The sequence below is a fragment of the Caulobacter sp. P4_E5 genome (genome assembly GCF_056401555.1).
Window position 1 is genome coordinate 18,371 of sequence record NZ_JBFUJD010000026.1, and the last position, 22,103, is coordinate 40,473.

Below are 22,103 nucleotides of genomic sequence, written 5' to 3' on the forward strand. Positions count from 1 at the left end.
TCGGGAGACGAGTCACATGCACGGCGTAGGCTTTATCGGAGCCATCATCATCGGGATCTTCGCCGGCTGGATCGCCGAGAAGGTCTTGAACCGCAATCACGGGTTCTGGATGAACCTGATCGTCGGCCTGGTCGGGTCGCTGCTGGGCGCATTCCTGGCCGGGATGCTGGGCATCCACTTCTGGGGCTGGATCGGCAGCCTGGTCATCTCCAGCCTGGGCGCGATCCTGCTGCTGTGGCTGCTGGGTCTGGTGAAGAAATAAGGGGACGCGATGATCTCTCCTCCCCCGCGATGCGGGGGAGGTGGCCCGGAGGGCCGGAGGGGGCAAGCTGGGCGAACGCCGCGTTAGCCCCCTCAGTCGCTCCGCGACAGCTCCCCCGGCGGGGGAGCTGATTTTCCTCCTAAGCCCGCCCTGCCTGGGCCGACAGGTGGTCCGCCGAGATCCCCAGCTTGGCCAGGGCCCGGGTCCATTTGTGCTCGTGGTCCTCGTCGAACAGGATGCCCTCGTCGGCGTCGCAGATCAGCCAGATGTTGTCGCGCAGCTCCTGCTCCAGCTGGCCGGGGCCCCAGCCGGCGTAGCCCAGGGCCAGGATCGCCTTGCGCGGGCGGTGCATGCGGCTGGCCATAGCGTCCAGCACGTCGCGAGTGGCGGTGAGGCCCAGGCCATCGGCCACCGGCAGGGTCGAGTCCGGCGAGACGAAATCGTCGGTGTGCAGCACGAAGCCCCGCTCGCGCTCGATCGGCCCGCCCAGCAGGACGAGGTCGCTGGGCGCCTGGATGTCGGACTTCACGCCCAGCCGCTCCAGCAGCTCGTACACGGTGAGGCCGTCGACCGGCCGGTTCACCGCCAGGCCCATGGCCTGGTCCTCGTCGTGGGCGCACAGGTAGAGCACCGTGCGTTCGAAGCGCGGATCCTCGATGCCGGGCATGGCCACCAGCAGCCGCCCGGTCAGGAACTCGCCGTCTTCGCCATTCGGATCGTCTTGGTCGATGAAGCTGGCCATCGGGACAGCATTGGCTTTCGGTGTGACGGTTTCAAGTCGAACACGTTATGAAAGCGCGCTTGGCGACCGCCTCGGCGAGGGATATTCGAGGCGACGCTACCCACTGCACACAAGAGGAACACGGCCCATGGCGATCAAGGTTGGCGACACGCTTCCCGCGGCGACTTTCATGACCAGCACGGCCGAAGGGCCGGCGCCGATCACCACCGACGACATCTTCAAGGGCAAGACCGTCGCCCTGTTCGCCGTGCCCGGCGCCTTCACCCCGACCTGCTCGGCCAAGCACCTGCCGGGCTTCAAGGAGAAGGCCGGCGAGCTGAAGGCCAAGGGCGTCGACACCATCGCCTGCATCTCGGTCAACGACGTCTTCGTGATGAAGGCCTGGGGCAAGGACCAAGGCATCGCCGACGAAGTTCTGCTGCTGGCTGACGGCAACGGCGACTTCACCCGGGCGGTCGGCCTGGATTTCGATGGCAGCAAGTTCGGCATGGGCCCGCGCTCGCAGCGCTACTCGCTGATCGCCAAGGACGGCGTCGTCACCCAGCTGCACGTCGAGGAAGCCGGCCAGTTCAAGGTCTCGTCGGCCGAGTACCTGCTGGAACAGCTGTAGAGCTGGGTTCAGGCGTCTCTCCTCCCCCGCGCCGCGGGGGAGGTGGCCCGGAGGGCCGGAGGGGGCAGCTGGGCTTAGGCCGCATTAGCCCCCTCAGTCACTTCGCGACAGCTCCCCCGCATGCGGGGGAGCAGCTATTCTTCCTACCCCTTCACGATTGCCTCGTGCAGCGCCTGGACCTGCCTGTTCAGCGCGCCCAGCGCCTCGCCGTCCATGCCCGAGCGCTCCAGCAGCAGGTCGCCCAGGCATCCCGAACGGTCCAGCAGCGCCTGGCCGGCCTGCGTCATCGTCACCTCGACCTTGCGCTCGTCCTCGACGCCGCGTCGCCGCGCGACCAGGCCGGCGGCCTCCAGGCGCTTGACCAGGGGCGTCACCGTGCTGGACTCCAGGTCCAGCCGCGCGGCGACGCCCCCGATGGTCAAGCTGTTGTTTTCGCCCAGCACGCTGAGCACCAGATACTGCGGATAGGTTAGCCCCAGCTCATCGAGCAGGGGCTTGTAGGCCCGCGTGATCGCCATGCTGGTGGCGTACAGGGTGAAGCAGATCTGCTGGTCCAGCGGGCGCATCGTGGCGTCTCCGTTCGTCATGAATTGTTCTTACCACGAAAAATGATATCGCGATAAAGAAAATCATGGACACGGCGTCGGCTCGGGCTTAGACCCATCTCATTACCGCGATAAACATTATCGCAAGTAGGAAATGAGGGATGATCATGAGCCAGTCGAACCAAGCTTCCCGCCGTGGCGTGATGACCGCCGGCCTGGGTCTCGCCGCCGTCGCCGCCGTCTCGCTGGGCGAAGCCGCGCAAGCGGCGACGCCCGCCAAGAAGGCCGCCGCCAATGCCGCCGACCGCGCCGAGAGCGGCTTCGTCACCACCCAGGATGGCGTGCAGATCTTCTACAAGGACTGGGGTCCCAAGACCGCCCAGCCGATCGTGTTCCACCACGGCTGGCCGCTCAGCGCCGACGACTGGGACGCCCAGATGATGTTCTTCCGCCTGAAGGGCTTCCGGGTCATCGCCCATGATCGTCGCGGCCACGGCCGTTCGACCCAGACCGACACCGGCAACGAGATGGACACCTACGCCGCCGACGTCATCGCCCTGGCTGACTTCCTCGACCTGAAGAACGCCATCCACGTCGGTCACTCGACCGGCGGCGGCGAGGTCGCCCACTATGTCGCCCGCGCCAAGCCGGGCCGGGTGGCCAAGGCCGTGCTGATCGGGGCCGTGCCGCCGATCATGCTGAAGACCGCGGCCAATCCGGGCGGCCTGCCGATCGAAGTGTTCGACAACTTCCGCGCCGCCCTGGTCGCCAACCGCGCCCAGTTCTTCCGCGACATCCCCGAGGGCCCGTTCTTCGGCTTCAACCGTCCGGGCGCCAAGGTCAGCCAGGGCCTGATCGACAACTGGTGGCGCCAGGGCATGGCCGGCGGCGCCAAGGCCCACTACGACTGCATCAAGGCCTTCTCGGAAACCGACTTCACCGACGACCTGAAGGCCATCGACGTGCCGGTGCTGATCATGCACGGCGAAGACGACCAGATCGTCCCGATCGCCGACAGCGCCCACCTGGCCATCAAGCTGCTGAAGAAGGGCGCGCTGAAGACCTATCCGGGCCTGCCGCACGGCATGGCGTCGACGCACCCGGAGGTGATCAACGCGGATCTGCTGGCGTTCTTCAAGGCGTAGGGGCGGCCGAAACGACAGCTCTCTTTCCATGTCATCCCGGCCGCAGCGAAGCGGAGAGCCGGGACCCAGGGCAACCGCGATGCGCCGGCCCCTGGGTCCCGGACAAGCCCTACGGGCTTTCCGGGATGACACGGGGAAGGGATGTTGAGTTAAGCCCCCAACACCTCCGGCGTCATCGCCTCCAGGTCCGCCGCGCCCAGCATCACCCCGGCCACCGCGCCCGGAACCTGGGCCAGCACCGCCTCGGCGAACACCCGGGCCAGGGCCCGCTTGCTCTCGGCCCAGGCCGTATCCGCCTCGCCCGAGGCCGCCAGGGCGCCCTTGGCCAGCATCCAGCCGCCGACCACGTCGCCCAGCAGCTTCTGATAGGCCGTCGCGCCGGATAGGGCGTCGGGCATCGATTTCGTCCGACGCTCGATCAGCCAGGCGGTGGCGCTGGCGGCGGCGTCGAGGGCGGCCTCCAGGCGCAGGCCCACGGCCTTGAGGTCGCTGGTGAGCAGCACCTCGATCGTGTCGCGAATGTCGTCCATCAGGTCGCCGACCGCCTGGCCTTCGCCCAGCATCAGCTTGCGGCCGACCAGATCGATGGCCTGGATGCCGTTGGTGCCCTCGTAGATCGGGGCGATGCGGGCGTCGCGATAGTGCTGGGCCGCGCCGGTCTCCTCGATGAAGCCCATGCCGCCGTGGACCTGCAGCCCTTGCGAGGCGACCCAGACGCCGATGTCGGTCGACCAGGCCTTGGCGATCGGGGTCAGCAGCTCCTCGCGCAGCTTGGCGGCCGTGCGGGTCGCCTCGTCGGCGGCGGCGCGCGAGAGGTCGGCGGCGACGGCGGTCGACAGGCAGATGCCGCGCGCCGCCTCGATATGGGCCTTCATCAGCACCAGTGTGCGGCGCACGTCCGGATGGTCGAACAGGCGTGAGGGATAGGCCTGCGTCCAGGCCGAGCGGCCCTGGGCGCGCTCCAGGCTGAAGGCCAGGGCCTGCTGATAGGCGCGCTCGGCGATCGCCACGCCCTGGGTCCCGACCTGCAGGCGGGCGGCGTTCATCATCGTGAACATGTTGGGCAGGCCCTGGCCCAGGCCGCCGACCAGCTCGGCCTTGGCCCCTTCGAACAGCATCACGCAGGTGGGAGAGCCGTGGATGCCCAGCTTGTGCTCCAGCCCCCCGACCCGGACGCCGTTGGCCTCGCCCAGGGTTCCGTCCTCGCCGACCAGGACCTTGGGGGCCAGGAACAACGAGATGCCCTTCACGCCAGGCGGCGCGTCGGGCGTGCGGGCCAAAACCAGGTGGACGATGTTGTCGGCCGCGTCGTGGTCGCCCCAGGTGATGAAGATCTTCTGGCCGCTGATCCGCCAGCCGCCGTCGCCATCGGGAGCCGCGATGGTCGTTAGCGCGGCCAAATCTGAACCCGCGTGCGGTTCAGTGAGATTCATAGTGCCGGTCCATTCGCCGGACACCAGTTTCGGAAGATAGAGATGCTTCTGACGATCCGACCCGTGATGCTCCAGGGCCTCGATCGCGCCCAGGCTCAGCATCGGGCAGAGGCCGAAGGCCATGTTGGCGGCCTGGACCATTTCCAGCACGCAGACCTCCAGGGTCTTGGGCAGCCCCTGGCCCCCGTGCTCGGGCGGGGCGGCCAGGCTGGCCCAGCCGCCCTGCGCGAACTGCTGGTAGGCGTCGGCGAAGCCGGGCGCGCAGCGGACCACGCCGTTTTCAAGCTTGGCGCCGACCAGGTCGCCCTGGCGGTTCAGCGGGGCCAGCACGTCGGCCGCGAAGGTCCCGGCCGCCTCCAGCACCGCCGCCACCGTGTCCGTATCCGCCTCGGGAAAGGCGTCGGCCAGCCGTCCGAAATCCGCCGCGTGACGCAGCGAAAAGGCGAGGTCGCGGACGGGGGCGCGATAGGTCATGGTCGGCCGAGCTCCAGGTTATCGGTGATCTGTTTAGGCGGCCCGACCGCGTGCGCCAAGCGCGGCGCGTTCCGATCCGCCGCCGCGAGTCCGCCACGGTCGAGGTTCACCACAGCTATGTGCGGCGGATCACGGGCTCGTGATCGCCGGCCCCTTCCATCGCACGGTGGAGTTCCTAATTCCGTGAAACGGTAACTGCTGCTGTTTTAATTCTGGAGTCCTTCCGATGTCTCGTCCCCTCGCTTACCTCGTCCTGACGGCGGCCCTGTTCACGGCCCCCGCCGCCCTGGCCGCGCCGGGCGTCTCGTCGGTCAAGCCGGCCGATCTGCCCGCCGGCCACTATGTGCTCGACAAGACCCACGCGGTGCTGACCGCCAAGCTCAAGCATATGGGTTTCTCGAACTACACCCTGCGCTTCACCAAGCTGGACGCCGACTTCCACTATGATCCGAAGGCGCCGGAAGCCTCGAAGATCAGCGTCACCGTCGACCCGGCGTCGCTGGACACCGCCACCGGCGCCGACGCGTTCGGCGTGAAGTTCAGCAAGGAACTGATCGGCGACGGCTGGCTGGAAGCGGCCAAGTTCCCGACCATCACCTTCGTCTCGACGGCGATCAATGTCGGCGACGGCCAGCACGGCTCGGTGACCGGCGACCTGACCTTCCACGGCGTGACCAAGCCGGTGGTGCTGGACGTCACCTTCAACGGCGTCGGCCTGGGCATGAACCCGCTTCAGACCCGCACCGGCTTCTCGGCCAGCACGACGATCAAGCGTTCGGAATATGGCGTCGGCAAGTACGCGCCGCTGATCGGCGACGACGTGACCTTGAACATCGAGGTCGAGTTCGAAAAGAAGTAGTCGGCCTGGCCGTTCCATTTCCGGACTGACACAGTCTGGTATGGAACGGCGGGTTTTCTTTGCCTCGCGGCGCGCCGTTCGCGTCGGGACGATCCTGGAGAGACTGATGGCGCAGAGCCGTACGCGCTACACGACGGTGGCGATCGTCATTCACTGGCTGATCGCCGCGGCCATCTTCTTCCAGATCATCCTGGGCTGGCGGATGGACGACGGCCCCAAGGGGCCGATGACCTACGCCCTGTTCCAGCTGCACAAGTCGATCGGCATCACCATCCTGCTGCTCAGCCTGCTGCGGCTGGGCTGGCGGCTGGTCAATCCCGTCCCGCTGGCCCCCGCCGATCAGCCCCGCTGGGAGCGGATCGCGGCCAAGCTGGTCCATGTCGGCTTCTACGTGATCATGATCGGCCTGCCGCTGACCGGATGGATCACGGTCTCGGCCAGCAAGGTGAATATCCCGACCCTGCTGTACGGGACCGTGCCGTGGCCGCATCTGCCGCTGTTGCCGGAGCTGGCGGCGGCCCCGAAGCACCTTTGGTACAAGACCGGTGAGACCAGCCACCACGCGCTGGTCTGGCTGGTCTATGGGCTGCTGGCCCTGCACTTGGGCGCGGTGGCCAAGCACCAGCTGCTCGACCGCGACGCGGTGTTCGGCCACATGGCCCCCGGCGCCCGCCCGGGCTGGAAGGAGCCGCGCGCCTGGCTGGCCGCCGTGGCCGTGATCGCCGTGATCGTCGCCGGCTTCCTCTACCGGCCCGCCCTCAAGGCCACCCCCGCCGCGCCGCCCGTCGAAACCGCGCCGACGGAGACGCCCGCGCCCGCCGCCGCTCCGACCTCGGCCACGCCGCCCGCCGCCGAGGCCGCTTCGCCAGTCTCCGAGCTCAAGAACCCCGTCGCCTGGACGGTGCAGAAGGGCTCGAGCCTGGCCTTCACCGCGACCTGGTCGGGCAGCGCCATCGAGGGCCAGTTCAAGACCTGGACCGCCGACATCCTGTTCTCGCCGCAGGCCCTGGACCGCTCGAAGCTGACCGTGAACGTCGACATGGGCTCGGCCGCCACGGGCGATGACCAGCGCGACCAGAGCCTGCCCAGCGGCGACTTCTTCGACACCGCCGAGCACCCGAAGGCCACCTTCACCGCCAGCAAGTTCCGCAAGACGGGCGAGGGCAAGTTCGTCGCCGACGGGACCCTGGACCTGCGCGGCGTGAAAAAGCCGCTCAGCCTGCCGTTCTCGCTGAAGATCGACGGCGACACGGCGACCGCGCGCGGTGTAACCACCCTCGACCGGACCACGTTCGGGGTTGGACAGGGCGAATGGGCGTCGACGGACGAAATCGCGGCGAAGGTGAAGGTCAGCTTCGCGCTGACCGCCAAGCGGAAATAGCCGCGGCCGCCGACGCGCTGCGCGCCGGCGGGCTCGTCCTGCTGCCGACCGAGACGGTTTACGGGCTCGGGGCCGACGCCGCCAATCCGGCGGCGGTGGCGGCGATCTTCGAGGCCAAGGGCCGGCCGCGCTTCAACCCGCTGATCGCCCACGTCGCCGACCTGGAGACCGCCGCGCGGATCGCCGATCTGGACGACCGCGCCTGGGCCCTGGCCCGCGAATTCTGGCCGGGGCCGCTGACCATTGTCGCGCCGATCAGGGACACTTTGGCCGTCTGCGACCTGGCCCGCGCGGGCCTCGACACCGTGGCCATCCGCGTGCCGGGCCATCCGATCTCGCACGCCGTGCTCGAAGCGTTCGGTGGCGCGGTCGTGGCGCCGTCGGCCAACCGCTCGGGCCGGCCCAGCCCCACCACCTTCGCCGATGCGATGTCCGAGACCGGCGACAAGGCCGCCGCCGCCCTGGACGGCGGGCCGTGCGCGGTCGGCCTGGAATCCACCGTCGTCTCGGTGCTGGACGGCCAGGCCCACCTGCTGCGTCCCGGCGCCGTGACCCGCGTCCAGCTGCAACAGATCGTCGGCCCGCTCGCCGAGGCGCAGGACGACGCCAGGCGTTCGCCCGGCCGCCTGGCCCTGCATTACGCCCCCGACGCCCCCGTGCGGATCGACGCCAAGGCCCCCGAGGCTGGCGAGGCGTTCCTGGCCTTCGGCCCGTGGCCACCGGGGCCGGGCGTCTTCAATCTCAGCCCGACGGGCTCGTTGAGCGAGGCGGCGGCGAACCTTTTTTCGTTCCTGCGCGCTGCGGACAGGACGCGGCCCACGGCGATCGCCGTGGCGGCCCTGCCCGACGACGGCCTGGGCGAAGCGATCAATGACCGGCTGCGTCGCGCCGCCGGCTTCGTAGGATAGACCGATGAAATCCCGGATCATGTATGTCGAGGACAAGTCCAAGGGCGTGAACGGGCCGGCGCGGATCGGGCGGGTCGGATCGTCCAAGAGCGGCGAGACCCTGCACTATGCCGGCCAGTCGTTCACGGCGCTGCGCCACTCGGGCCTGAAGGCCAATTTCCAGGATACCGTGACCGGCCACCCGTACTGGATCGCCCGGGCGCGCAAGGATGGCGCCGACCGGCTGTTCAAGGGCGCGGGCGATCCGCCCGTGATCGACGACGACGTGCGCGAGGAATACTGGCGCGACATCCGCGGCCTGCCTGACCCAGCCCTGGGCTAGCGCCAATCGACATCTATCTGGGCAGGTACAGATCCCACTGCCTTCCTGGGCCTTGTGCCCAGGACCCATGTTCGAGGCAGGTTTGGACTCTTTAAGTTCGCGTGGCCGAACGACCGTGAACTCAGCCCCCCATTCCGTTGAAGCTGAACCCTGGGTCCTGGGCACAAGGCCCAGGAAGGCTGGTAAATTCAGCTCAGTGAATGTCGGGCGGACCTAGTTCCGCGCACAGCCGCTACTGACATCAACCCCGCACGAGGCGTATTCTGCCGTCATGACCAAGCCCGTTCCCGCTGATGTCGTCTCCCGCCTGAAGGCCGTGCTCGGCGAGGGCGGCTGGAGCCAGGATCCCGACGTGATCGCGCCCAAGCTGGTCGAGTGGCGGGGCCGCTGGAAGGGCGAGACGCCGCTGCTGGTCACCCCGCGCTCGACCGCCGAGGTCGCCGCCGTGGTCGGCATCTGCGCGGCTGAGGGCGTGGCGATCACCCCCCAGGGCGGCAATACCGGCCTGGTCGCCGGCCAGATCCCGCACGGCGAGATCCTGCTGTCCACCGAGAAGCTGAAGGCGATCCGCGACGTCGATCCGATCGATGACGCCATGGTGCTGGAAGCCGGGGTGACGCTCTACGAAGCCCACCAGCAGGCCGCCAAGGTCGGCCGCCGCTTCACCGTCGGCGTGGCTTCGGAAGGCTCGTGCACGATCGGCGGCCTGGTCTCAACCAATGCCGGCGGCACGGCGGTGCTGCGCTACGGCATGATGCGCGAGCAGGTGCTGGGCCTCGAGGCGGTGCTGCCCAATGGCGAGATCTGGAATGGCCTCAAGCGCTTGCGCAAGGACAACACCGGCTACGACCTCAAGCAGCTGCTGATCGGGGCCGAGGGCACGCTGGGCGTGGTCACCGCCGCCAGCCTGAAGCTGCACGCCCTGCTGGCCTCGCGCGCCGTGGCGATCGTCGGCCTGGCCTCGCCGGCCGACGCCATCCGGCTGCTGGCCCGGGCCAAGGACGAGACCGGCGGCGCGGTCGAGGCCTTCGAGCTGATGGGCCGCCTGGGCTTCGAGCTGACCGTCCGCAACGTGCCGGGCCTGCGCGATCCGCTGCCGCAGGTTCATCCCTGGTACGTGCTGATCGAGGTCGCCAGCGGCGAGCCCGGCGCGGCCGAGGCGGCGCTGGAACGGCTGCTGGCCGGGGCCCTGGAAGGCGGCCTGATCGCCGACGCGGCGGTGGCCCAGACCGAGACCCAGATGAAGGCCTTCTGGCACATCCGCGAAGGCCACTCGGCTGGCCAGAAGCCCGAGGGCGCGGTGTGGAAGCACGACGTCTCGGTGCCGGTCTCGAAGATCCCGGCCTTCATCGGTCAGGCCAACGCCGCGATCGAGAAGGCCTTTCCGGGGACCCGGATCGTCGCCTTCGGCCATGTCGGCGACGGCAATGTCCACTATGACGTGCTGCGGCCGGTCGGCGGCGACGACGACGCCCAYGACGCCCTGCGCGAGGCGGGCGCCAAGATCGTCCACGACATCACCGCCACGTTCTCGGGCTCGATCAGCGCCGAGCACGGCCTGGGGACGATGAAGACGCTGGAGGCTCTGACCTACAAGGACCCGATCGAGGTCGCGGCCCTGCGCGCCATCCGAGGAGCGCTGGACCCCAAGCGGATCATGAACCCTCGGGTTCTGTTCTAGGCGGCGGCCTTCAAGGCGCGGAGCCTTCGGGCGCGCAGCCAGAGCAGGGTCAGCACGACGATCGCGCCGGCGGGGATCGTGGCCTTGTAGAAGCCCGGCTGCGAGCCCGGGCCCAGCAGGTTGAACGCCAGGGGGATGAAGCCCCACTGGCCCGTGCTCCGCTGCATCCAGAACGCCCCGACGCCAGCGAAGCAGACGACCGCCCACACGACACGGAACTTCAGCGTTCGGTCGCGGGCCACCAGGAACAGGGCGGCGATCATCGGGATCGGCCAGGCGAGGGCGGCGGCGAGGCCTAGGGTGTTGGACATTCGGGCTGGATAGCTGGCGACGCGGCGAAGGTCGAGATGCGGGGTTTCACCGGCGTCGGAACTGAACCACGATGCCGAGCGCCGCCGCGAAGGGACTGATCGACGATCATGGTTCAGAAGCACACGAGCCGGTCATCGCCTCACCCCTGGATCGACACGGTCTGGCAGACGGTCTGCCTCAGCGACGGGTTATATTCGGCCACGCCGGACGGCTCGTGGGATCTGATCCGCAGCATCGCGCCGGATGGCCAATCCGTGGTGTTCCTGAGCGGCCAGGCCACCGAACCGGTCGAGGTGCCGTATCTAGAGGGGGAGAGCTCGGTCGTCCTCTCGTTCGCCGCCCACGTCCATCTGACCGGAGACAGGGCGCCGAGGATCGGTCCCGAGACCCGAATGCTGCCCGTGCGGGGCGCGGTCTTCGTGCTGGACGGTGTGGAACTGCCGTTGCCGACCTTTGAAAACGTCGAGCCGCTGGTCGACACGATGATCGCGGCCGGTCTGTTGCTCTCCAACGACTTGGTCGCCAAGGCCTTTGGCGAGACTCCGAAAGCCGCTTCCAGGCGTTCGGTGCAGCAACATTTCAAGCAGACGACGGGGATCACCCAGAAGAGCTTCCAGATGATCCGCCGCGCGCAGGAAGCGGTGCGGCGGCTGAAGGCGGGCGAGGCCCYGGCGGGGGTGGCGGTCGATCTGGGCTACACGGACCAGCCGCACATGATCAAATCCATCAAGAAGATCATGGGCGCCTTGCCCTCGAATCTCGACGCCGTTCACAAGATCTGACCGCCGAGCGAGGGTCGCCCGGCGGTCGTGGCGTCGATCTTACTTGGCCAGCAGCGCGGCGAAGGCGTTGATGTCCTTGACGTAGAACCGAGGATCCTCCCAGGGCGCGAAATGGCCTGCCTTCTCCATGTCGTGGAACTGCACGACATTGCCCGCAGTCTGCCGGTCCGCCCATTCGCGGGGCAGGCGCACCCCGCCGGGGATCGGCGCCTCGGTCGCCACCGCGACCGGAACCTTGGTGTTCTTGCCCTTGATCGTCGGCGGCTGCATGGCGTTCTGATTGTAGATGCGGAAGGACGAGGCGGCCGTCTCTGTCAGCCAATAGATCATGATGTTGGTCAGGAGCTCGTCGCGGCCGAAGCGGGCGTCCGCCTCGTCGCCGATCCCCATGCCGGCCATGAAGCTCATGATCCAGGCGGCTAGACCGACCGGCGAGTCGTTCATGGCGAAGGCCAGGCTTTGCGGCTTGGTCGCCTGGGCGAGGTTGAACGCGCCGTGCGTGAAGAACCATTGCTGAATGGCGCCGGCATAGGCCTGCTCGGCCCCGCTGAGAACGCTGAAATCGGTGGTCTGGTCGGGGTAACCGACATCGGTCAGGTGGCTGCCGAGCAGCATCTCCGGATGGCGTTGCGTCAGCGCCATGGCGATGACCGCGCCCAGATCGCCGCCGGCCACGATGAAACGCTCGTGTCCCAACACGGTCCCCATCAGCTCGGCGAAGATGTCGGCGACCTTGTCGGCCGGCTGCGCGGTCCGGCCCGAGAAGCCGGTCCCGGGGATGGACGGCACGACGACGTGAAAGTCCTCGGCCAGGGCGTCGATGACCTTGTGATAGCGATAGAAGCTGTCCGGCCAGCCATGCAGCAGAAGCAGGGCGGGGGCGTCCCTCTTCCTTGAGGGCTTGTGGACGAAGTGCAGGTCGACCTCGCCGATCCGCACCTTGTAGTTCGGCATGGCGTTCAGGCGCGCCTCGGCGTCCCGCCAGTCATACTGGGTCAGCCAGTAGTCCGTCAGCGACTTCATGTAGTCGAGATTGGTCCCGAACATCCAAGCCGCGTCGGCCGGTTCGTCCGGCCAGCGGGTGCGCTGAAGGCGCGACTTCAGGTCGGCCAGTTGTTCGTCGGAAAAGGCGATCTTGAAAGGGATCGGCTGTTGCATGGCGCGGCTTTCCTTTGAGTGTGCGGGTTGGCTGACAAGGCCGCTCAGGAGGCTCGCCGCGAGAAGGTTCTTGCCAAATTCGCGCCGGTTCATGTCCCTGCTCCTCGTCTTGTTGAGTGAGATCAGGCTATCGGCGCGGCCTCGGCGCGAATTGTAAGAAAGCGAAAAAAGCAGGACCGCCCGCTCGACCTCGACCTCGACCTCGACCTCGACATCGCCGGAGAAGCGGCCATTCTCCGCCGATGAGCTCGCTCTTCCACTTCCCGAGCGCCCAACGGCGCCACCCAGAGGTCGAGGCCTGGTTCTCCCGGGCCGAGCCGTTGCGCGCTCTGGCCCTGGCGTGGTTCGAGCGGATGCGCGGCGCCGGCGACGATGTCCGCGAGCTGCTGCATGACGGCCACCCGACCGCCTGCGTGGACACCGCCGCCTTCGCCTATGTCGACGCCTTCAGCGCCCACGTGAACGTCGGGTTCTTCGAGGGCGCGTCGCTGGACGATCCAGCCGGCTTGCTCGAAGGCGCCGGCAAGCGGATGCGCCACGTCAAGCTCCACTGGGGGCGGCCCGTCGACGAGGCCGCGCTCGGCGCCCTTATCCTGGCGGCCTATCGGGACATGCGGACGCGCGTCGACGCCGGCGCGTGAAGCGCACCGCTAGCGAAGCCCCGCCGAACCCTCTATCTCCCCGCCCATGCTGATGGTCATCTCGCCCGCCAAGTCGCTGAACTTCACCGCCCCCGAGGCGGTGCTGCCGCTCACGACGCCCGAGCTCAAAACCCAGATCGCCGAGCTGGCCAAGGTCACCCGCAAGCTGACGGCGCCTGACCTGAAGCGGCTGATGCACATCTCCGACGCCCTGGCCAAGCTGAACCGCGAGCGGTTCCAGGCCTTCGACGCCGCCGTCGAGGACGGCTTGCAGGCAGTGATCGCCTTCAACGGCGACGTCTATGGCGGCCTGGCGGCGCGTGAACTGGACCGCCCAGCGCTGGAATGGGCGCAGGACCATCTGCGGATCCTGTCGGGCCTGTACGGCGTGCTGCGCCCGTTCGACGCCCTGCAGCCCTATCGCCTGGAGATGGGTACGCGGCTGAAGACCAAGCGCGGCCATAATCTCTACGATTTCTGGGGCGAGACGATCTCCAAGACCCTCAACGTTGCCGCCGAGGGCCATGCGGACCCGACCCTGGTCAACCTGGCCAGCCAGGAATATTTCGGCGCCGTCGACGCCAAGGCCCTGAAGCTGCCGGTCGTCACCTGCCACTTCAAGGAAGAGAAGAACGGCGAACTGCGGGTGCTAGGCTTCTTCGCCAAGAAGGCGCGCGGCCGGATGGCCCGCTACATCATCGACAACCGTGTCGACCGGGCCGAGGCGCTGAAGGGCTTCGATCTGGACGGCTATCGCTTCAAGCCGGCGCTGTCGACGCCGGCCGACTGGGTTTTCGCTCGCCCGCAACCGTGAATTCATCTAGTGATGAATTTAATAAGCGCTCGCCTCTCGCATGGGCGAGCTATATGCTGCATTGCAATATCTTTGGGCAGCAACATTAGGGCGTCAGCCAGGAGCGCGTAGATGGCCGTCGATTTCGGTTTGCAGGGGCAGGTCGCCATCGTCACCGGCTCGACCAGCGGCATCGGTCATGCCCTGGCCGACGGCTTGGCGGCCCAGGGCTGCAACATCGTCATGAACGGCCTGGGCGAGATGAACGCCATCGAGCGGGCCCGGGCCGAGATGGCCGAAAAGCACGGCGTCGAGGTGCTGTATCACGGCGCCGACATGACCAAGCCGATCGAGATCGCCGACATGGTCCGCGCCGCCAAGGCCGAGTTCGGCGAGCTGGACATCCTGGTCAACAACGCCGGCGTCCAGCACGTGGCCCCGATCGAAGAGTTCCCGGACGACAAGTGGGACCTGATCATCGCGATCAACCTGACCTCGGCCTTCCACGCCACCAAGGCGGCGGTGCCGATCATGAAGGAGCAGGGGCGCGGGCGGATCGTCAACATCGCCTCGGCCCACGGCCTGGTCGCCTCGCCGTTCAAGGCCGCCTATGTGGCCGCCAAGCACGGCATCCTGGGCCTGACCAAGACCGTCGCCCTCGAGGTCGCCACCCACGGCATCACCTGCAACGCCATCTGCCCGGGCTTCGTGAAGACCCCGCTGGTCGAGGCCCAGATCGTCGACCAGGCCAAGGCGCGCGGCATCTCGGAAGAGGCAGTGATGAAGGACGTGATCCTGGCCGCCCAGCCGACCAAGCAGTTCGTCACCTTCGACCAGCTGACGGGCATGCTGCTCTATCTGGTCTCCGACGCCGGGGCCTCGGCCAACGGCGCGGCGTTCCAGATCGACGGCGGTTGGGTCGCGCAATAGGCCGACCGGAGGAAGCGCGCTTGCCGAAGGGCTCCCTTCAGGAGAGCTTCGTCCCATGCCGATCCCGCCTTTCACCAAGAAGAAGTCCGGGCCCAAGGGCCTGAGCCTGGCCCTGCAGGGCGGCGGCGCCCATGGCGCCTTCGAATGGGGCATCCTCGACCGCCTGCTCGAGGAGCAGGACATCGAGATCCGCGCGGTCACCGCCGCCTCGGCCGGGGCGATGAACGCCGTCTGCCTGGCGCAAGGCCTGATCGACAACGGCCGCGAGGGCGCTCGCCAGCGGCTCGACTCGTTCTGGCGGCAGGTCAACCGCCAGGGCGGCCGCAACGTGTTCGGCGACACCTCGATCTGGACCAGCGCGTTCGGCGGCGGGGCCGACTGGATCAAGAACACCCCAGGCTGGCGGATGGCCGAGACCCTGGCCCTGTCCTTCAGCCCGTACGAGTTCAACCCGTTCAACCTGAACCCGCTGCACGACACGCTGGAAGCCGAGATCACCTTCAGCCAGATCCGCGAGAACAGTCCGATCAAGCTGTTCATCGCCGCCACGGCGATCCGGACCAGCAAGGCCAAGGTCTTCCGCGAGACCGAGCTGACCGCCCGCCACATCATGGCCAGCGCCTGCCTGCCGCAGCTGTTCCAGGCCGTGGAGATCGACGGCGAGCCTTATTGGGACGGCGGCTTTCTGGCCAATCCGCCGCTGTGGCCGCTGTTCTACGACGACACCCCCGACGACATCCTGGTGATCACCCTCAACCCGTTTGTCCGCGACGAGACGCCCAAGTCGCCGGGCGAGATCATGGACCGGCTGAACGAGATCACCTTCAACGCCTCTCTGGCCTCGGAGCTGCGGGCCATCGGCTTCGTGCAGAAGCTGCTGGACGAGGGGCTGCTGAAGGACACCGCCCGGGGCCGCTATCGCCGGATGCTGGTCCACGCGATCACCGCCGACAAGCCGCTGGCCGACCTGTCGCTGTCCACCAAGTTCAACACCGAATGGAGCTTCCTGCTGGACCTGAAGGACCGCGGCCGAGCGGCGGCGGAAGCCTGGCTGGCCGACTGCGGGACGTGTATCGGGGTCAAGTCCAGCGTCGATCTGAAGGTCGGTTTTCCGTGAGTCATCCTGTACCGACCGTCGGCGTCGTCTGCCTGCGGGGCGACGAGGTGCTGCTGATCCGCCGCGGCACGCCGCCTCGGCTGAACCAGTGGAGCCTGCCGGGCGGCCGCCTGGAATGGGGCGAGACGCTGGAGGTCRCCGCCTTGCGTGAGCTCAAAGAAGAGACCGGTGTCGAGGCCGAGCTGCTGGGCCTGATCGACGTGGTCGACGGGGTTTTTCCCGCGAGGCCGGGCGGCGAGATCACCCGCCACTACGTGCTGATCGACTATGCCGCGCGCTGGACCGCCGGCGAGCCTGTGGCCGGCGACGASGCGGCCGAGGCGCGGTTCGTCTCGCGGGAGGAGGCGATGGCGCTGGTCGAGTGGGACGAGACGCGGCGGGTGATCGCGGAGACTTATGGGCGGTTCGGGGGTGTTGAACCTCGATGACTTTGCCTGCCCGGGTCACCGCCTTTCCTTGTCATCCCGGCCGTAGCGCAGCGGAGAGCCGGGACCCAGGGGCCACCGCACTGCGCCGGCCCTGGGTCCCGGACAGCCTCTGCGAGGCTTCCGGGATGACAAGGGTTTGGAGCTTTGAGGATGAAGGCATGCTTGCCCTTCCGCCGAAGCTCCCCAACAACACAGTCATGACCGTCATCGAAACCCGCGCCCCGCGCAGCCCGATCAGCCCCAACGCCCTGATCCTGATCGCCGCCTGCGTCGCCCTCGGCTGGGCGGTGGCGGCGGAGCTGCCGCCGGTCGGCGTGCTGACCTTCGCCTTCGTCGCCGCGACCTGGGTGCTCAGCGTCGGGGTTCACGAGTTCGGCCACGCCTTCGTCGCTCACAAGGCCGGCGACACGACCATCGTCGAGAAGGGCTATCTGACCCTCGACCCGCTGAAATATTCCGACCTGGTCACCACCATCCTCTTTCCGCTGCTGGCCCTGGCCCTGGGCGGCATCGGCTTTCCGGGCGGGGCGGTCTATCTGCGCGAGGACCTGATGCGCACCAGGGGCTGGCGGTCGCTGGCCTCGCTGGCCGGGCCGCTGGGAACGCTGCTGGTGCTGCTCGTTTTGGCGCTGGCCCTGCCGGCGGTCGCCTCGGCCGCGTTGCGCAACGCTCTGTCCATGTTGGCCTTCCTGCAGGCCAGCGCCCTGGTCCTCAACCTGCTGCCGATCCCCGGCCTGGACGGCTACGGCGTGATCCGGCCGTTCCTGCCGGACGGCGTGCGGGCCAAGATGGTCAAGGTCGAGCGGGTCGGCTTTCTGCTGCTGTTCGCTCTGATCTTCTGGGTCCCGGGCGTCAGCCGCCTGATCTTCGCCGCGGCCCTGTTCGTCACCGACCTGCTGGGCGTCTCGCGATCGGCCATTGGCGCGGGCTGGCAGACCTTCCACTTTTGGGGCTCTTGACCTTGACCGCGCCGTCCTTGTCACCAGGGGTGGATACCCGATTTTCTAACGGTGCGTTTCCTGGACTCTGAAGTCCAATAAAAACCCATTTAAAACAGCCTCTTGCGGAACCGCTTCGGGGGTGAGAAGCTTTTCCTTACGGCAGTCCGGACATCAGATCCGGGCGCCGACGAGGAAACGAAAAGATGACGCCTCAAGACGTTATCGGCCTGGCCCCGCCCCGCGGCTTCATGATGCTGGTCGCCCTGGTCCTGACGGCCATGGCCAGCTGCTTCTGGACCTGCGAAGCGGACGTCGAAGCCGAGCTGGTCAAGCACCGCTAGGTTCGACTGACCTCGCGGCAGGCTTGCGGGCCTGGACGCGCGCCCAGCATCCTCCTGGAAACGAGGGAGGAAGGGCCATGGGGCTGCGCACGCCGCTCTGCGATCTTCTGCATATCGAGCATCCGATCCTGCTGGCCGGCATGGGCGGGGTGTCCTACGCGCCGCTGGCGGCGGCGGTGTCCAAGGCCGGCGGCTACGGCGTGCTGGGCATGGCCGGAACCTCGCCGGACTTCATCCGCGCCCAGATGCGCGAGGTCAAAAGCCTCACCGACAGGCCGTTCGGCGTCGACCTGCTAGCCGCCACGCCCGACGCCCTGACCGCCAGCGTCGAGGTCATCATCGCCGAGGGCGCCTCGGCCTTCGTCGCCGGCCTGGGCGTGCCGCTGTCGATCATCGAACGGCTCAAGGCCGCGGGCCTGAAGGTGATGGTCGTCTGCGGGGCGGTGAAACACGCGGTCAAGGCCGAGCAGGCCGGCTGCGACGCGGTGATCTGCCAAGGCGGCGAGGGCGGCGGCCATACGGGTCTGGTCGGAACCTTGCCCCTGGTGGCCCAGGCCGTGGAGGCGGTGAGCATCCCGGTCATCGCCGCCGGCGGCCTGTACGACGGCCGGGGCCTGGCGGCGGCCCTGACGCTGGGCGCCCAGGGCGTCTGGATGGGCACCCGCTTCATCGCCAGCCATGAGGCCCATGCGGGCGAGCTCTATCGCCAGGCGGTGGTCGAGGCCGCCGACGAGGACACCGTCCGCACCCGCTGCTATTCGGGCAAGCCGATGCGGGTGCGCAAGAACCCCTATGTCGGCGACTGGGAAGCCCGACCCGGCGACATCCAGCCGTTCCCCCAGCAGGCCCTGGTCTCGATCCAGGCAGGGGCCATGGGCGGCATCGGCGGCCAGGTCGAGGGGCTGGATCCCGCCAGGTCCTGCTTCGCCATGGGCCAGAGCGCCGGCGGCGTCCGAGAGATCCTGCCGGCCGGCGAGATCGTCGCGCGGCTGGTGGCCGAGGCGGAAGGGGCGCTGGCCAAGGCGAGCGCTTACGTCATCTAGTCGACGACCTTCGGCAGCACCTTGCGGAAGTGGGCCTCGACCGCGTCGTGGCACTCGCAGGCCCGCTTTTCCAGGCCCGGCCGGTCCAGCACCGTCACCCGGCCGCGGCCGATATGGATGATGCCGGCGTCCTGCAGGGCGCGGGCCACGGCGCTGATCGTCGTGCGCTGCACGCCCAGCATCTGGGCCAAGGTCTCCTGGGTCAGGCGGATCGACTCGTCGCCGGAGCGGTCGTGGGCGAACAGCAACCAGCGGCAGGCGCGCTGCTCGATCGGATGCAGGGCGTTGCAGGCGGCCACCTGCATCATCTGGGCGATGAACACGTCGGCGGCGCGATCGAACAGGTCGCCCACGGCGGTGTGATGGGCCTTGACCTCCTCCAGCCGGCTGGTCGGGATGCAGAAGGCCCGGCCGGCCACGCGCACCACGGCGCGGCCGTAGGCGGGCTTGAAGCCAGCGCTGACCACGCCGCCGATCGCGCCCTCGAAGCCGATGCTGGCGGCCTCGATCTCCTGGCCGTCCGAGGTGACGACCAGCAGCGAGGCCTGGGTCGGGCCGCAGGGCAGGTAGGTGTGCTCGACATCGTCGCCGGCGTCGAACAGCACCGCGTCCTGGGGCAGGTCGACCAGCACCAGGTGCGGCGAGAGTTCGGCCAGGGCGTCCGGGCGCAATGCGGCCAGCAGGCGATTGGCCGAATAGGACGGCGCGTCCTCGCCTTCGGCGGCGCCGCGGATGATGCGGGCGAAGACGGTCATGCGGTTCTCCCGTAAGGCTCGTGAGTCTAAGCGCACGGCGCACGGCTTAGTTTCCCGTGGACGGCGAGAGTCTTCCGAAGCACCCTCAAAGCGAAGGGGAGATCGGCGATGATCGCGAGACGGCATCTGCGGCGGCGGCTCAGCCAATATGGCGCGCTCTGGCTGGGCGCGTTCGTCGTGACCCTGGCGGTCATGTCGCTGGCGGTGTTCGCCGCGCGCCTGCCGTTGGCCGACACCGCCGACCTGGCCCTGCCGGCCGCCTTCGCCCTGCTGGGCCTGGCGGTGGTGGCGGGTGTCGGGATCACCGCGAGCCAGGATGTCGGCCTGTCGACCAAGTCCCTGGTCACCGCCCTGGCCCTGCTGCTGATCCTGCCGCTGCTGTGGGCCCCGGTCCTGGCCGTGGTGGTCACGGCCGCCTTAGACGGTGCGTCGGTCGAGTACTCCCGCGCCTATGCGGAGTTCCGCATCGCGGTCAGCAATCTGATCTATCCGCTGGTCGCCATGCTGGGCGAGGATCCGCTGATCAGCTTCGTCTGGCAGGCGTTCCAGGTCGTCGCCTCGATCGTCGGCGCGGTCGCCTCGGTGCTGCAGGTGTGGCGGGTGGTCAAGCCGTGGCTGTACGCGGGCGACGAGCTCGAGGAGGCGGGCTAGAGCCTTAGCTCAGCGCGATCGGACGGGGCAGCACCCAGTCGTCTTGCTGTTCGTGCAGCATCACCGACAGGCCCAGGCCGGCCGGATGCTCGGCCAGGCGGCGGGCCGCCGCGCGGGCTTCGCCGCGCGTCTCGTAGGCGCCGAAGCGCAGGTTGTCGCCGATGATGGACCAGCGATCACCAACGCGCACCACACCGTAATGCACCTCGGCGCCATAATGCACCTCAGTCATGAGCAGACCTCCTTGCAGTATCCACAGGGAACGCCCGATCCGTGGCGATCGCAAGGCCTTTATTGTTCAGGCTTTTCTGACACCGAGAGACATTTTATCCCCAAGCTTCCAGCCCCGCCGCTCGCCCGTTGGGCGCGGGGTCGTGACAGGGCGGCGGGCTTTGGCGATAACAGCGCCATGTCGCGTCCGTTCCTCATCGGCGTCGCCCTGGCCGCCCTCGTCGCCTCGCCCGTTCTGGCTCCCATGGCCTTGGCCCAGGAGCGGGACGCCGGCGAGCGCCAGCGCCTGCTGGACATCGCCTATACGCTGGGCGAGAGCCACGCCCTGCGCCAGGCCTGCGAAGGCGAGGGCGACCAGTACTGGCGCGCCCGCATGGTGCGGCTGACCGAGGTCGAACAGGCCGACCAGGCCTTCGACGTCCAGCTGCGCGAGCGGTTCAACACCGGCTTCGCCGCGCGCCGCAGCGAATATCCGATCTGCGACGAGGCCAGCCGCAAGGCCGAGCAGCAGGCCGCCCGCAAGGGCCAGGCCCTGGCCCGGAAGCTGTCGCAGTCGATGCGTCCGGCCCACCCTGTCGGTCCGGCTCCGGATTCCGTGGCGGAAGGCGAAGGGGCGCGCTAACCTCAACCACAAGGTTTGTGAGGGGAGGGCGTCTTGGGTACGTCGATCGTCGTTCTGGTGCTGTTGATCCTGGCCTTCGTGCTGGTGATCAGCGTGATCAAGATCGTGCCTCAGGGGCGCGAGTTCACCGTCGAGCGGTTCGGCCGCTACACCCGGACCCTAAAGCCCGGCATCAGCATCCTGACCCCGTTCGTCGAGACGATCGGCCGGCGGGTCAACATGATGGAACAGGTGCTGGACGTCCCGCAGCAGGAGGTCATCACCAAGGACAACGTGTCGGTGAAGGTCGACGCGATCGTCTTCATCCAGGTGATGGACGCCGCCGCCGCCGCCTACCGGGTCGACAACCTGATCTACGCCATCACCCAGCTGGCCCAGACCAACCTGCGCACCGTGGTGGGTTCGATGGAGCTGGACGAGGTGCTGAGCCAGCGCGACGCCATCAACACCCGGCTGCTGTCGACGATCGACCACGCCACCGGCCCCTGGGGCGTCAAGGTGGCGCGGATCGAGATCAAGGACCTGACGCCGCCGCCGGACATCACCAACGCCATGGCGCGCCAGATGAAGGCCGAGCGCGAGAAGCGCGCGGTGGTCACCGAGGCCGAGGGCGAGAAGCAGTCCCAGATCGCCCGCGCCGAAGGCCAGAAGCAGTCGGCCATCCTGCAGGCCGAGGGCCGCCGCGAAGCCGCCTTCCGCGACGCCGAAGCCCGCGAGCGGGAAGCCGAGGCCGAGGCCAAGGCGACCACCTTCGTGTCGGAAGCCATCGCCAAGGGCGACGTCAACGCGATCAACTACTTCATCGCCCAGAAATACGTCGAGGCGTTCGGCGAGCTGGCTCGCAGCCCGCAGCAGAAGACCGTGATCGTGCCCGCCGACTTCGCCGGCCTGACCGGAACGGTCGCCGGCGTCACCGAGCTGATCAAGAGCCTCGGCTCGGACACCCAGCGCGCCGCGGCGACCACCACGCCGACCGGCGGCAAGCGCGGAGCCTGA

27 protein-coding genes and 2 pseudogenes are annotated in these 22,103 nt (G+C 68.2%); 22 read left to right on the plus strand and 7 right to left on the minus strand.

Features of this window, described 5'->3' with window-relative positions; all coding sequences use genetic code 11:
• The first annotated feature begins 16 nt into the window (after positions 1-16).
• The gene (locus AC1DSO_RS10435) at positions 17-262 is read left to right on the plus strand and encodes a GlsB/YeaQ/YmgE family stress response membrane protein (protein ID WP_477068758.1); all 246 of its coding nucleotides are present in this window, start codon (positions 17-19) and stop codon (positions 260-262) included.
• A gap of 139 nt (positions 263-401) precedes the next feature.
• On the opposite strand, the gene AC1DSO_RS10440 is transcribed toward AC1DSO_RS10435, so the two are convergent.
• On the minus strand, positions 402-1,004 hold the full coding sequence (locus AC1DSO_RS10440; protein WP_477068759.1) for a YqgE/AlgH family protein: 603 nt from the start codon (positions 1,002-1,004) through the stop codon (positions 402-404).
• A 127-nt stretch (positions 1,005-1,131) separates the two neighbouring features.
• On the opposite strand from AC1DSO_RS10440, the gene AC1DSO_RS10445 reads away from it, so the two are divergent.
• On the plus strand, positions 1,132-1,614 hold the full coding sequence (locus AC1DSO_RS10445) for a redoxin family protein (protein ID WP_477068760.1): 483 nt from the start codon (positions 1,132-1,134) through the stop codon (positions 1,612-1,614).
• A gap of 143 nt (positions 1,615-1,757) precedes the next feature.
• Here AC1DSO_RS10445 and AC1DSO_RS10450 read toward each other — a convergent pair whose 3' ends face one another.
• Positions 1,758-2,201, minus strand: coding sequence for a MarR family winged helix-turn-helix transcriptional regulator (locus tag AC1DSO_RS10450; RefSeq protein ID WP_477068761.1), 444 nt, complete (start codon positions 2,199-2,201; stop codon positions 1,758-1,760).
• 125 nt (positions 2,202-2,326) lie between these two features.
• On the opposite strand from AC1DSO_RS10450, the gene AC1DSO_RS10455 reads away from it, so the two are divergent.
• Entirely contained in the window at positions 2,327-3,304 is a 978-nt protein-coding gene (locus AC1DSO_RS10455) for an alpha/beta fold hydrolase (RefSeq protein WP_477068762.1), read from the plus strand.
• A gap of 29 nt (positions 3,305-3,333) precedes the next feature.
• A pseudogene (locus AC1DSO_RS10460) lies at positions 3,334-3,452 on the plus strand (hypothetical protein); the annotation flags it as partial.
• Position 3,453: 1 nt separating this feature from the next.
• On the opposite strand, the gene AC1DSO_RS10465 reads toward AC1DSO_RS10460, so the two are convergent.
• Positions 3,454-5,211 (minus strand): acyl-CoA dehydrogenase, encoded by a 1,758-nt coding sequence (locus AC1DSO_RS10465; protein WP_477068763.1) that lies wholly within the window; start codon positions 5,209-5,211, stop codon positions 3,454-3,456.
• 226 nt (positions 5,212-5,437) lie between these two features.
• Here AC1DSO_RS10465 and AC1DSO_RS10470 point away from each other — a divergent pair, with 226 nt between their 5' ends.
• From AC1DSO_RS10470 to AC1DSO_RS10490, 5 genes are all read left to right on the plus strand, one after another.
• The gene (locus tag AC1DSO_RS10470) at positions 5,438-6,070 is read left to right on the plus strand and encodes a YceI family protein (protein ID WP_477068764.1); all 633 of its coding nucleotides are present in this window, start codon (positions 5,438-5,440) and stop codon (positions 6,068-6,070) included.
• Between the two features lie 106 nt (positions 6,071-6,176).
• A complete protein-coding gene (locus AC1DSO_RS10475) occupies positions 6,177-7,451 on the plus strand; it encodes a YceI family protein (protein ID WP_477068765.1) in 1,275 nt (424 codons plus the stop codon).
• Complete coding sequence (locus tag AC1DSO_RS10480) at positions 7,382-8,359, plus strand: L-threonylcarbamoyladenylate synthase (protein ID WP_477068766.1); 978 nt, start codon at positions 7,382-7,384, stop codon at positions 8,357-8,359. Before AC1DSO_RS10475 ends, AC1DSO_RS10480 begins: the two co-directional genes overlap by 70 nt.
• A gap of 4 nt (positions 8,360-8,363) precedes the next feature.
• On the plus strand, positions 8,364-8,681 hold the full coding sequence (locus AC1DSO_RS10485) for a 1-deoxy-D-xylulose-5-phosphate synthase (protein WP_477068767.1): 318 nt from the start codon (positions 8,364-8,366) through the stop codon (positions 8,679-8,681).
• Between the two features lie 271 nt (positions 8,682-8,952).
• Positions 8,953-10,362 carry an FAD-binding oxidoreductase gene (locus tag AC1DSO_RS10490; protein WP_477068768.1) on the plus strand — a complete coding sequence of 470 codons (1,410 nt, stop codon included), beginning with the start codon at positions 8,953-8,955 and terminating at the stop codon, positions 10,360-10,362.
• Here the strand turns inward: AC1DSO_RS10490 and AC1DSO_RS10495 are convergent.
• Entirely contained in the window at positions 10,359-10,673 is a 315-nt protein-coding gene (locus tag AC1DSO_RS10495) for a hypothetical protein (RefSeq protein WP_477068769.1), read from the minus strand. The two genes, AC1DSO_RS10490 and AC1DSO_RS10495, sit on opposite strands and share 4 nt — an antisense overlap.
• 108 nt (positions 10,674-10,781) lie before the next feature.
• Here AC1DSO_RS10495 and AC1DSO_RS10500 point away from each other — a divergent pair, with 108 nt between their 5' ends.
• The gene (locus AC1DSO_RS10500; RefSeq protein ID WP_477068770.1) at positions 10,782-11,456 is read left to right on the plus strand and encodes a helix-turn-helix domain-containing protein; all 675 of its coding nucleotides are present in this window, start codon (positions 10,782-10,784) and stop codon (positions 11,454-11,456) included.
• A gap of 39 nt (positions 11,457-11,495) precedes the next feature.
• Here the strand turns inward: AC1DSO_RS10500 and AC1DSO_RS10505 are convergent, their stop codons facing one another.
• Entirely contained in the window at positions 11,496-12,614 is a 1,119-nt protein-coding gene (locus tag AC1DSO_RS10505) for an epoxide hydrolase family protein (protein ID WP_477068771.1), read from the minus strand.
• Positions 12,615-12,856: 242 nt separating this feature from the next.
• Here AC1DSO_RS10505 and AC1DSO_RS10510 point away from each other — a divergent pair, with 242 nt between their 5' ends.
• The 9 genes and pseudogenes from AC1DSO_RS10510 to AC1DSO_RS10550 all read left to right on the plus strand — a co-directional run bounded on the left by AC1DSO_RS10510 (position 12,857) and on the right by AC1DSO_RS10550 (position 18,848).
• Positions 12,857-13,255 (plus strand): DUF1801 domain-containing protein, encoded by a 399-nt coding sequence (locus tag AC1DSO_RS10510; RefSeq protein WP_477068772.1) that lies wholly within the window; start codon positions 12,857-12,859, stop codon positions 13,253-13,255.
• 46 nt (positions 13,256-13,301) lie between these two features.
• Positions 13,302-14,069 carry a peroxide stress protein YaaA gene (gene yaaA / locus AC1DSO_RS10515; RefSeq protein WP_477068773.1) on the plus strand — a complete coding sequence of 256 codons (768 nt, stop codon included), beginning with the start codon at positions 13,302-13,304 and terminating at the stop codon, positions 14,067-14,069.
• A 111-nt stretch (positions 14,070-14,180) separates the two neighbouring features.
• Entirely contained in the window at positions 14,181-14,978 is a 798-nt protein-coding gene (locus AC1DSO_RS10520) for a 3-hydroxybutyrate dehydrogenase (RefSeq protein ID WP_477068774.1), read from the plus strand.
• Positions 14,979-15,033: 55 nt separating this feature from the next.
• Positions 15,034-16,095, plus strand: a complete 1,062-nt coding sequence (locus tag AC1DSO_RS10525; RefSeq protein WP_477068775.1) for a patatin-like phospholipase family protein — start codon at positions 15,034-15,036, stop codon at positions 16,093-16,095.
• Positions 16,092-16,523 (plus strand): NUDIX hydrolase, encoded by a 432-nt coding sequence (locus tag AC1DSO_RS10530; RefSeq protein WP_477068776.1) that lies wholly within the window; start codon positions 16,092-16,094, stop codon positions 16,521-16,523. The genes AC1DSO_RS10525 and AC1DSO_RS10530 overlap by 4 nt, the downstream gene beginning before the upstream one ends.
• A gap of 29 nt (positions 16,524-16,552) precedes the next feature.
• Positions 16,553-16,671: pseudogene (locus tag AC1DSO_RS10535) on the plus strand (hypothetical protein); the annotation flags it as partial.
• Positions 16,672-16,720: 49 nt separating this feature from the next.
• Positions 16,721-17,482, plus strand: coding sequence for a site-2 protease family protein (locus tag AC1DSO_RS10540; protein ID WP_477068777.1), 762 nt, complete (start codon positions 16,721-16,723; stop codon positions 17,480-17,482).
• 185 nt (positions 17,483-17,667) lie between these two features.
• A complete protein-coding gene (locus AC1DSO_RS10545) occupies positions 17,668-17,805 on the plus strand; it encodes a hypothetical protein (protein WP_477068778.1) in 138 nt (45 codons plus the stop codon).
• Between the two features lie 77 nt (positions 17,806-17,882).
• Positions 17,883-18,848, plus strand: a complete 966-nt coding sequence (locus tag AC1DSO_RS10550; protein ID WP_477068779.1) for an NAD(P)H-dependent flavin oxidoreductase — start codon at positions 17,883-17,885, stop codon at positions 18,846-18,848.
• On the opposite strand, the gene AC1DSO_RS10555 is transcribed toward AC1DSO_RS10550, so the two are convergent.
• Positions 18,845-19,603, minus strand: a complete 759-nt coding sequence (locus AC1DSO_RS10555; RefSeq protein WP_477068780.1) for a Crp/Fnr family transcriptional regulator — start codon at positions 19,601-19,603, stop codon at positions 18,845-18,847. The two genes, AC1DSO_RS10550 and AC1DSO_RS10555, sit on opposite strands and share 4 nt — an antisense overlap.
• Before the next feature lie 108 nt (positions 19,604-19,711).
• Here AC1DSO_RS10555 and AC1DSO_RS10560 point away from each other — a divergent pair, with 108 nt between their 5' ends.
• On the plus strand, positions 19,712-20,254 hold the full coding sequence (locus tag AC1DSO_RS10560) for a hypothetical protein (RefSeq protein WP_477068781.1): 543 nt from the start codon (positions 19,712-19,714) through the stop codon (positions 20,252-20,254).
• Positions 20,255-20,258: 4 nt separating this feature from the next.
• On the opposite strand, the gene AC1DSO_RS10565 is transcribed toward AC1DSO_RS10560, so the two are convergent.
• Entirely contained in the window at positions 20,259-20,486 is a 228-nt protein-coding gene (locus AC1DSO_RS10565) for a hypothetical protein (protein ID WP_477068782.1), read from the minus strand.
• Between the two features lie 177 nt (positions 20,487-20,663).
• Here AC1DSO_RS10565 and AC1DSO_RS10570 point away from each other — a divergent pair, with 177 nt between their 5' ends.
• Complete coding sequence (locus AC1DSO_RS10570; protein ID WP_477068783.1) at positions 20,664-21,107, plus strand: TIGR02301 family protein; 444 nt, start codon at positions 20,664-20,666, stop codon at positions 21,105-21,107.
• Between the two features lie 33 nt (positions 21,108-21,140).
• On the plus strand, positions 21,141-22,103 hold the full coding sequence (locus AC1DSO_RS10575) for an SPFH domain-containing protein (RefSeq protein WP_477068784.1): 963 nt from the start codon (positions 21,141-21,143) through the stop codon (positions 22,101-22,103).

What these genes read in the sequence shown, in the direction of transcription:
- AC1DSO_RS10435 (WP_477068758.1), top strand. Translation starts at nt 17, where the DNA reads ATGCACGGCGTAGGCTTTATCGGAGCCATCATCATCGGGATCTTCGCC.
- AC1DSO_RS10440 (WP_477068759.1), bottom strand. Translation starts at nt 1,004, where the DNA reads ATGGCCAGCTTCATCGACCAAGACGATCCGAATGGCGAAGACGGCGAG.
- AC1DSO_RS10445 (WP_477068760.1), top strand. Translation starts at nt 1,132, where the DNA reads ATGGCGATCAAGGTTGGCGACACGCTTCCCGCGGCGACTTTCATGACC.
- AC1DSO_RS10450 (WP_477068761.1), bottom strand. Translation starts at nt 2,201, where the DNA reads ATGACGAACGGAGACGCCACGATGCGCCCGCTGGACCAGCAGATCTGC.
- AC1DSO_RS10455 (WP_477068762.1), top strand. Translation starts at nt 2,327, where the DNA reads ATGAGCCAGTCGAACCAAGCTTCCCGCCGTGGCGTGATGACCGCCGGC.
- AC1DSO_RS10465 (WP_477068763.1), bottom strand. Translation starts at nt 5,211, where the DNA reads ATGACCTATCGCGCCCCCGTCCGCGACCTCGCCTTTTCGCTGCGTCAC.
- AC1DSO_RS10470 (WP_477068764.1), top strand. Translation starts at nt 5,438, where the DNA reads ATGTCTCGTCCCCTCGCTTACCTCGTCCTGACGGCGGCCCTGTTCACG.
- AC1DSO_RS10475 (WP_477068765.1), top strand. Translation starts at nt 6,177, where the DNA reads ATGGCGCAGAGCCGTACGCGCTACACGACGGTGGCGATCGTCATTCAC.
- AC1DSO_RS10480 (WP_477068766.1), top strand. Translation starts at nt 7,382, where the DNA reads ATGGGCGTCGACGGACGAAATCGCGGCGAAGGTGAAGGTCAGCTTCGC.
- AC1DSO_RS10485 (WP_477068767.1), top strand. Translation starts at nt 8,364, where the DNA reads ATGAAATCCCGGATCATGTATGTCGAGGACAAGTCCAAGGGCGTGAAC.
- AC1DSO_RS10495 (WP_477068769.1), bottom strand. Translation starts at nt 10,673, where the DNA reads ATGTCCAACACCCTAGGCCTCGCCGCCGCCCTCGCCTGGCCGATCCCG.
- AC1DSO_RS10505 (WP_477068771.1), bottom strand. Translation starts at nt 12,614, where the DNA reads ATGCAACAGCCGATCCCTTTCAAGATCGCCTTTTCCGACGAACAACTG.
- AC1DSO_RS10510 (WP_477068772.1), top strand. Translation starts at nt 12,857, where the DNA reads ATGAGCTCGCTCTTCCACTTCCCGAGCGCCCAACGGCGCCACCCAGAG.
- yaaA (WP_477068773.1), top strand. Translation starts at nt 13,302, where the DNA reads ATGCTGATGGTCATCTCGCCCGCCAAGTCGCTGAACTTCACCGCCCCC.
- AC1DSO_RS10520 (WP_477068774.1), top strand. Translation starts at nt 14,181, where the DNA reads ATGGCCGTCGATTTCGGTTTGCAGGGGCAGGTCGCCATCGTCACCGGC.
- AC1DSO_RS10525 (WP_477068775.1), top strand. Translation starts at nt 15,034, where the DNA reads ATGCCGATCCCGCCTTTCACCAAGAAGAAGTCCGGGCCCAAGGGCCTG.
- AC1DSO_RS10540 (WP_477068777.1), top strand. Translation starts at nt 16,721, where the DNA reads ATGACCGTCATCGAAACCCGCGCCCCGCGCAGCCCGATCAGCCCCAAC.
- AC1DSO_RS10545 (WP_477068778.1), top strand. Translation starts at nt 17,668, where the DNA reads ATGACGCCTCAAGACGTTATCGGCCTGGCCCCGCCCCGCGGCTTCATG.
- AC1DSO_RS10550 (WP_477068779.1), top strand. Translation starts at nt 17,883, where the DNA reads ATGGGGCTGCGCACGCCGCTCTGCGATCTTCTGCATATCGAGCATCCG.
- AC1DSO_RS10555 (WP_477068780.1), bottom strand. Translation starts at nt 19,603, where the DNA reads ATGACCGTCTTCGCCCGCATCATCCGCGGCGCCGCCGAAGGCGAGGAC.
- AC1DSO_RS10560 (WP_477068781.1), top strand. Translation starts at nt 19,712, where the DNA reads ATGATCGCGAGACGGCATCTGCGGCGGCGGCTCAGCCAATATGGCGCG.
- AC1DSO_RS10565 (WP_477068782.1), bottom strand. Translation starts at nt 20,486, where the DNA reads ATGACTGAGGTGCATTATGGCGCCGAGGTGCATTACGGTGTGGTGCGC.
- AC1DSO_RS10570 (WP_477068783.1), top strand. Translation starts at nt 20,664, where the DNA reads ATGTCGCGTCCGTTCCTCATCGGCGTCGCCCTGGCCGCCCTCGTCGCC.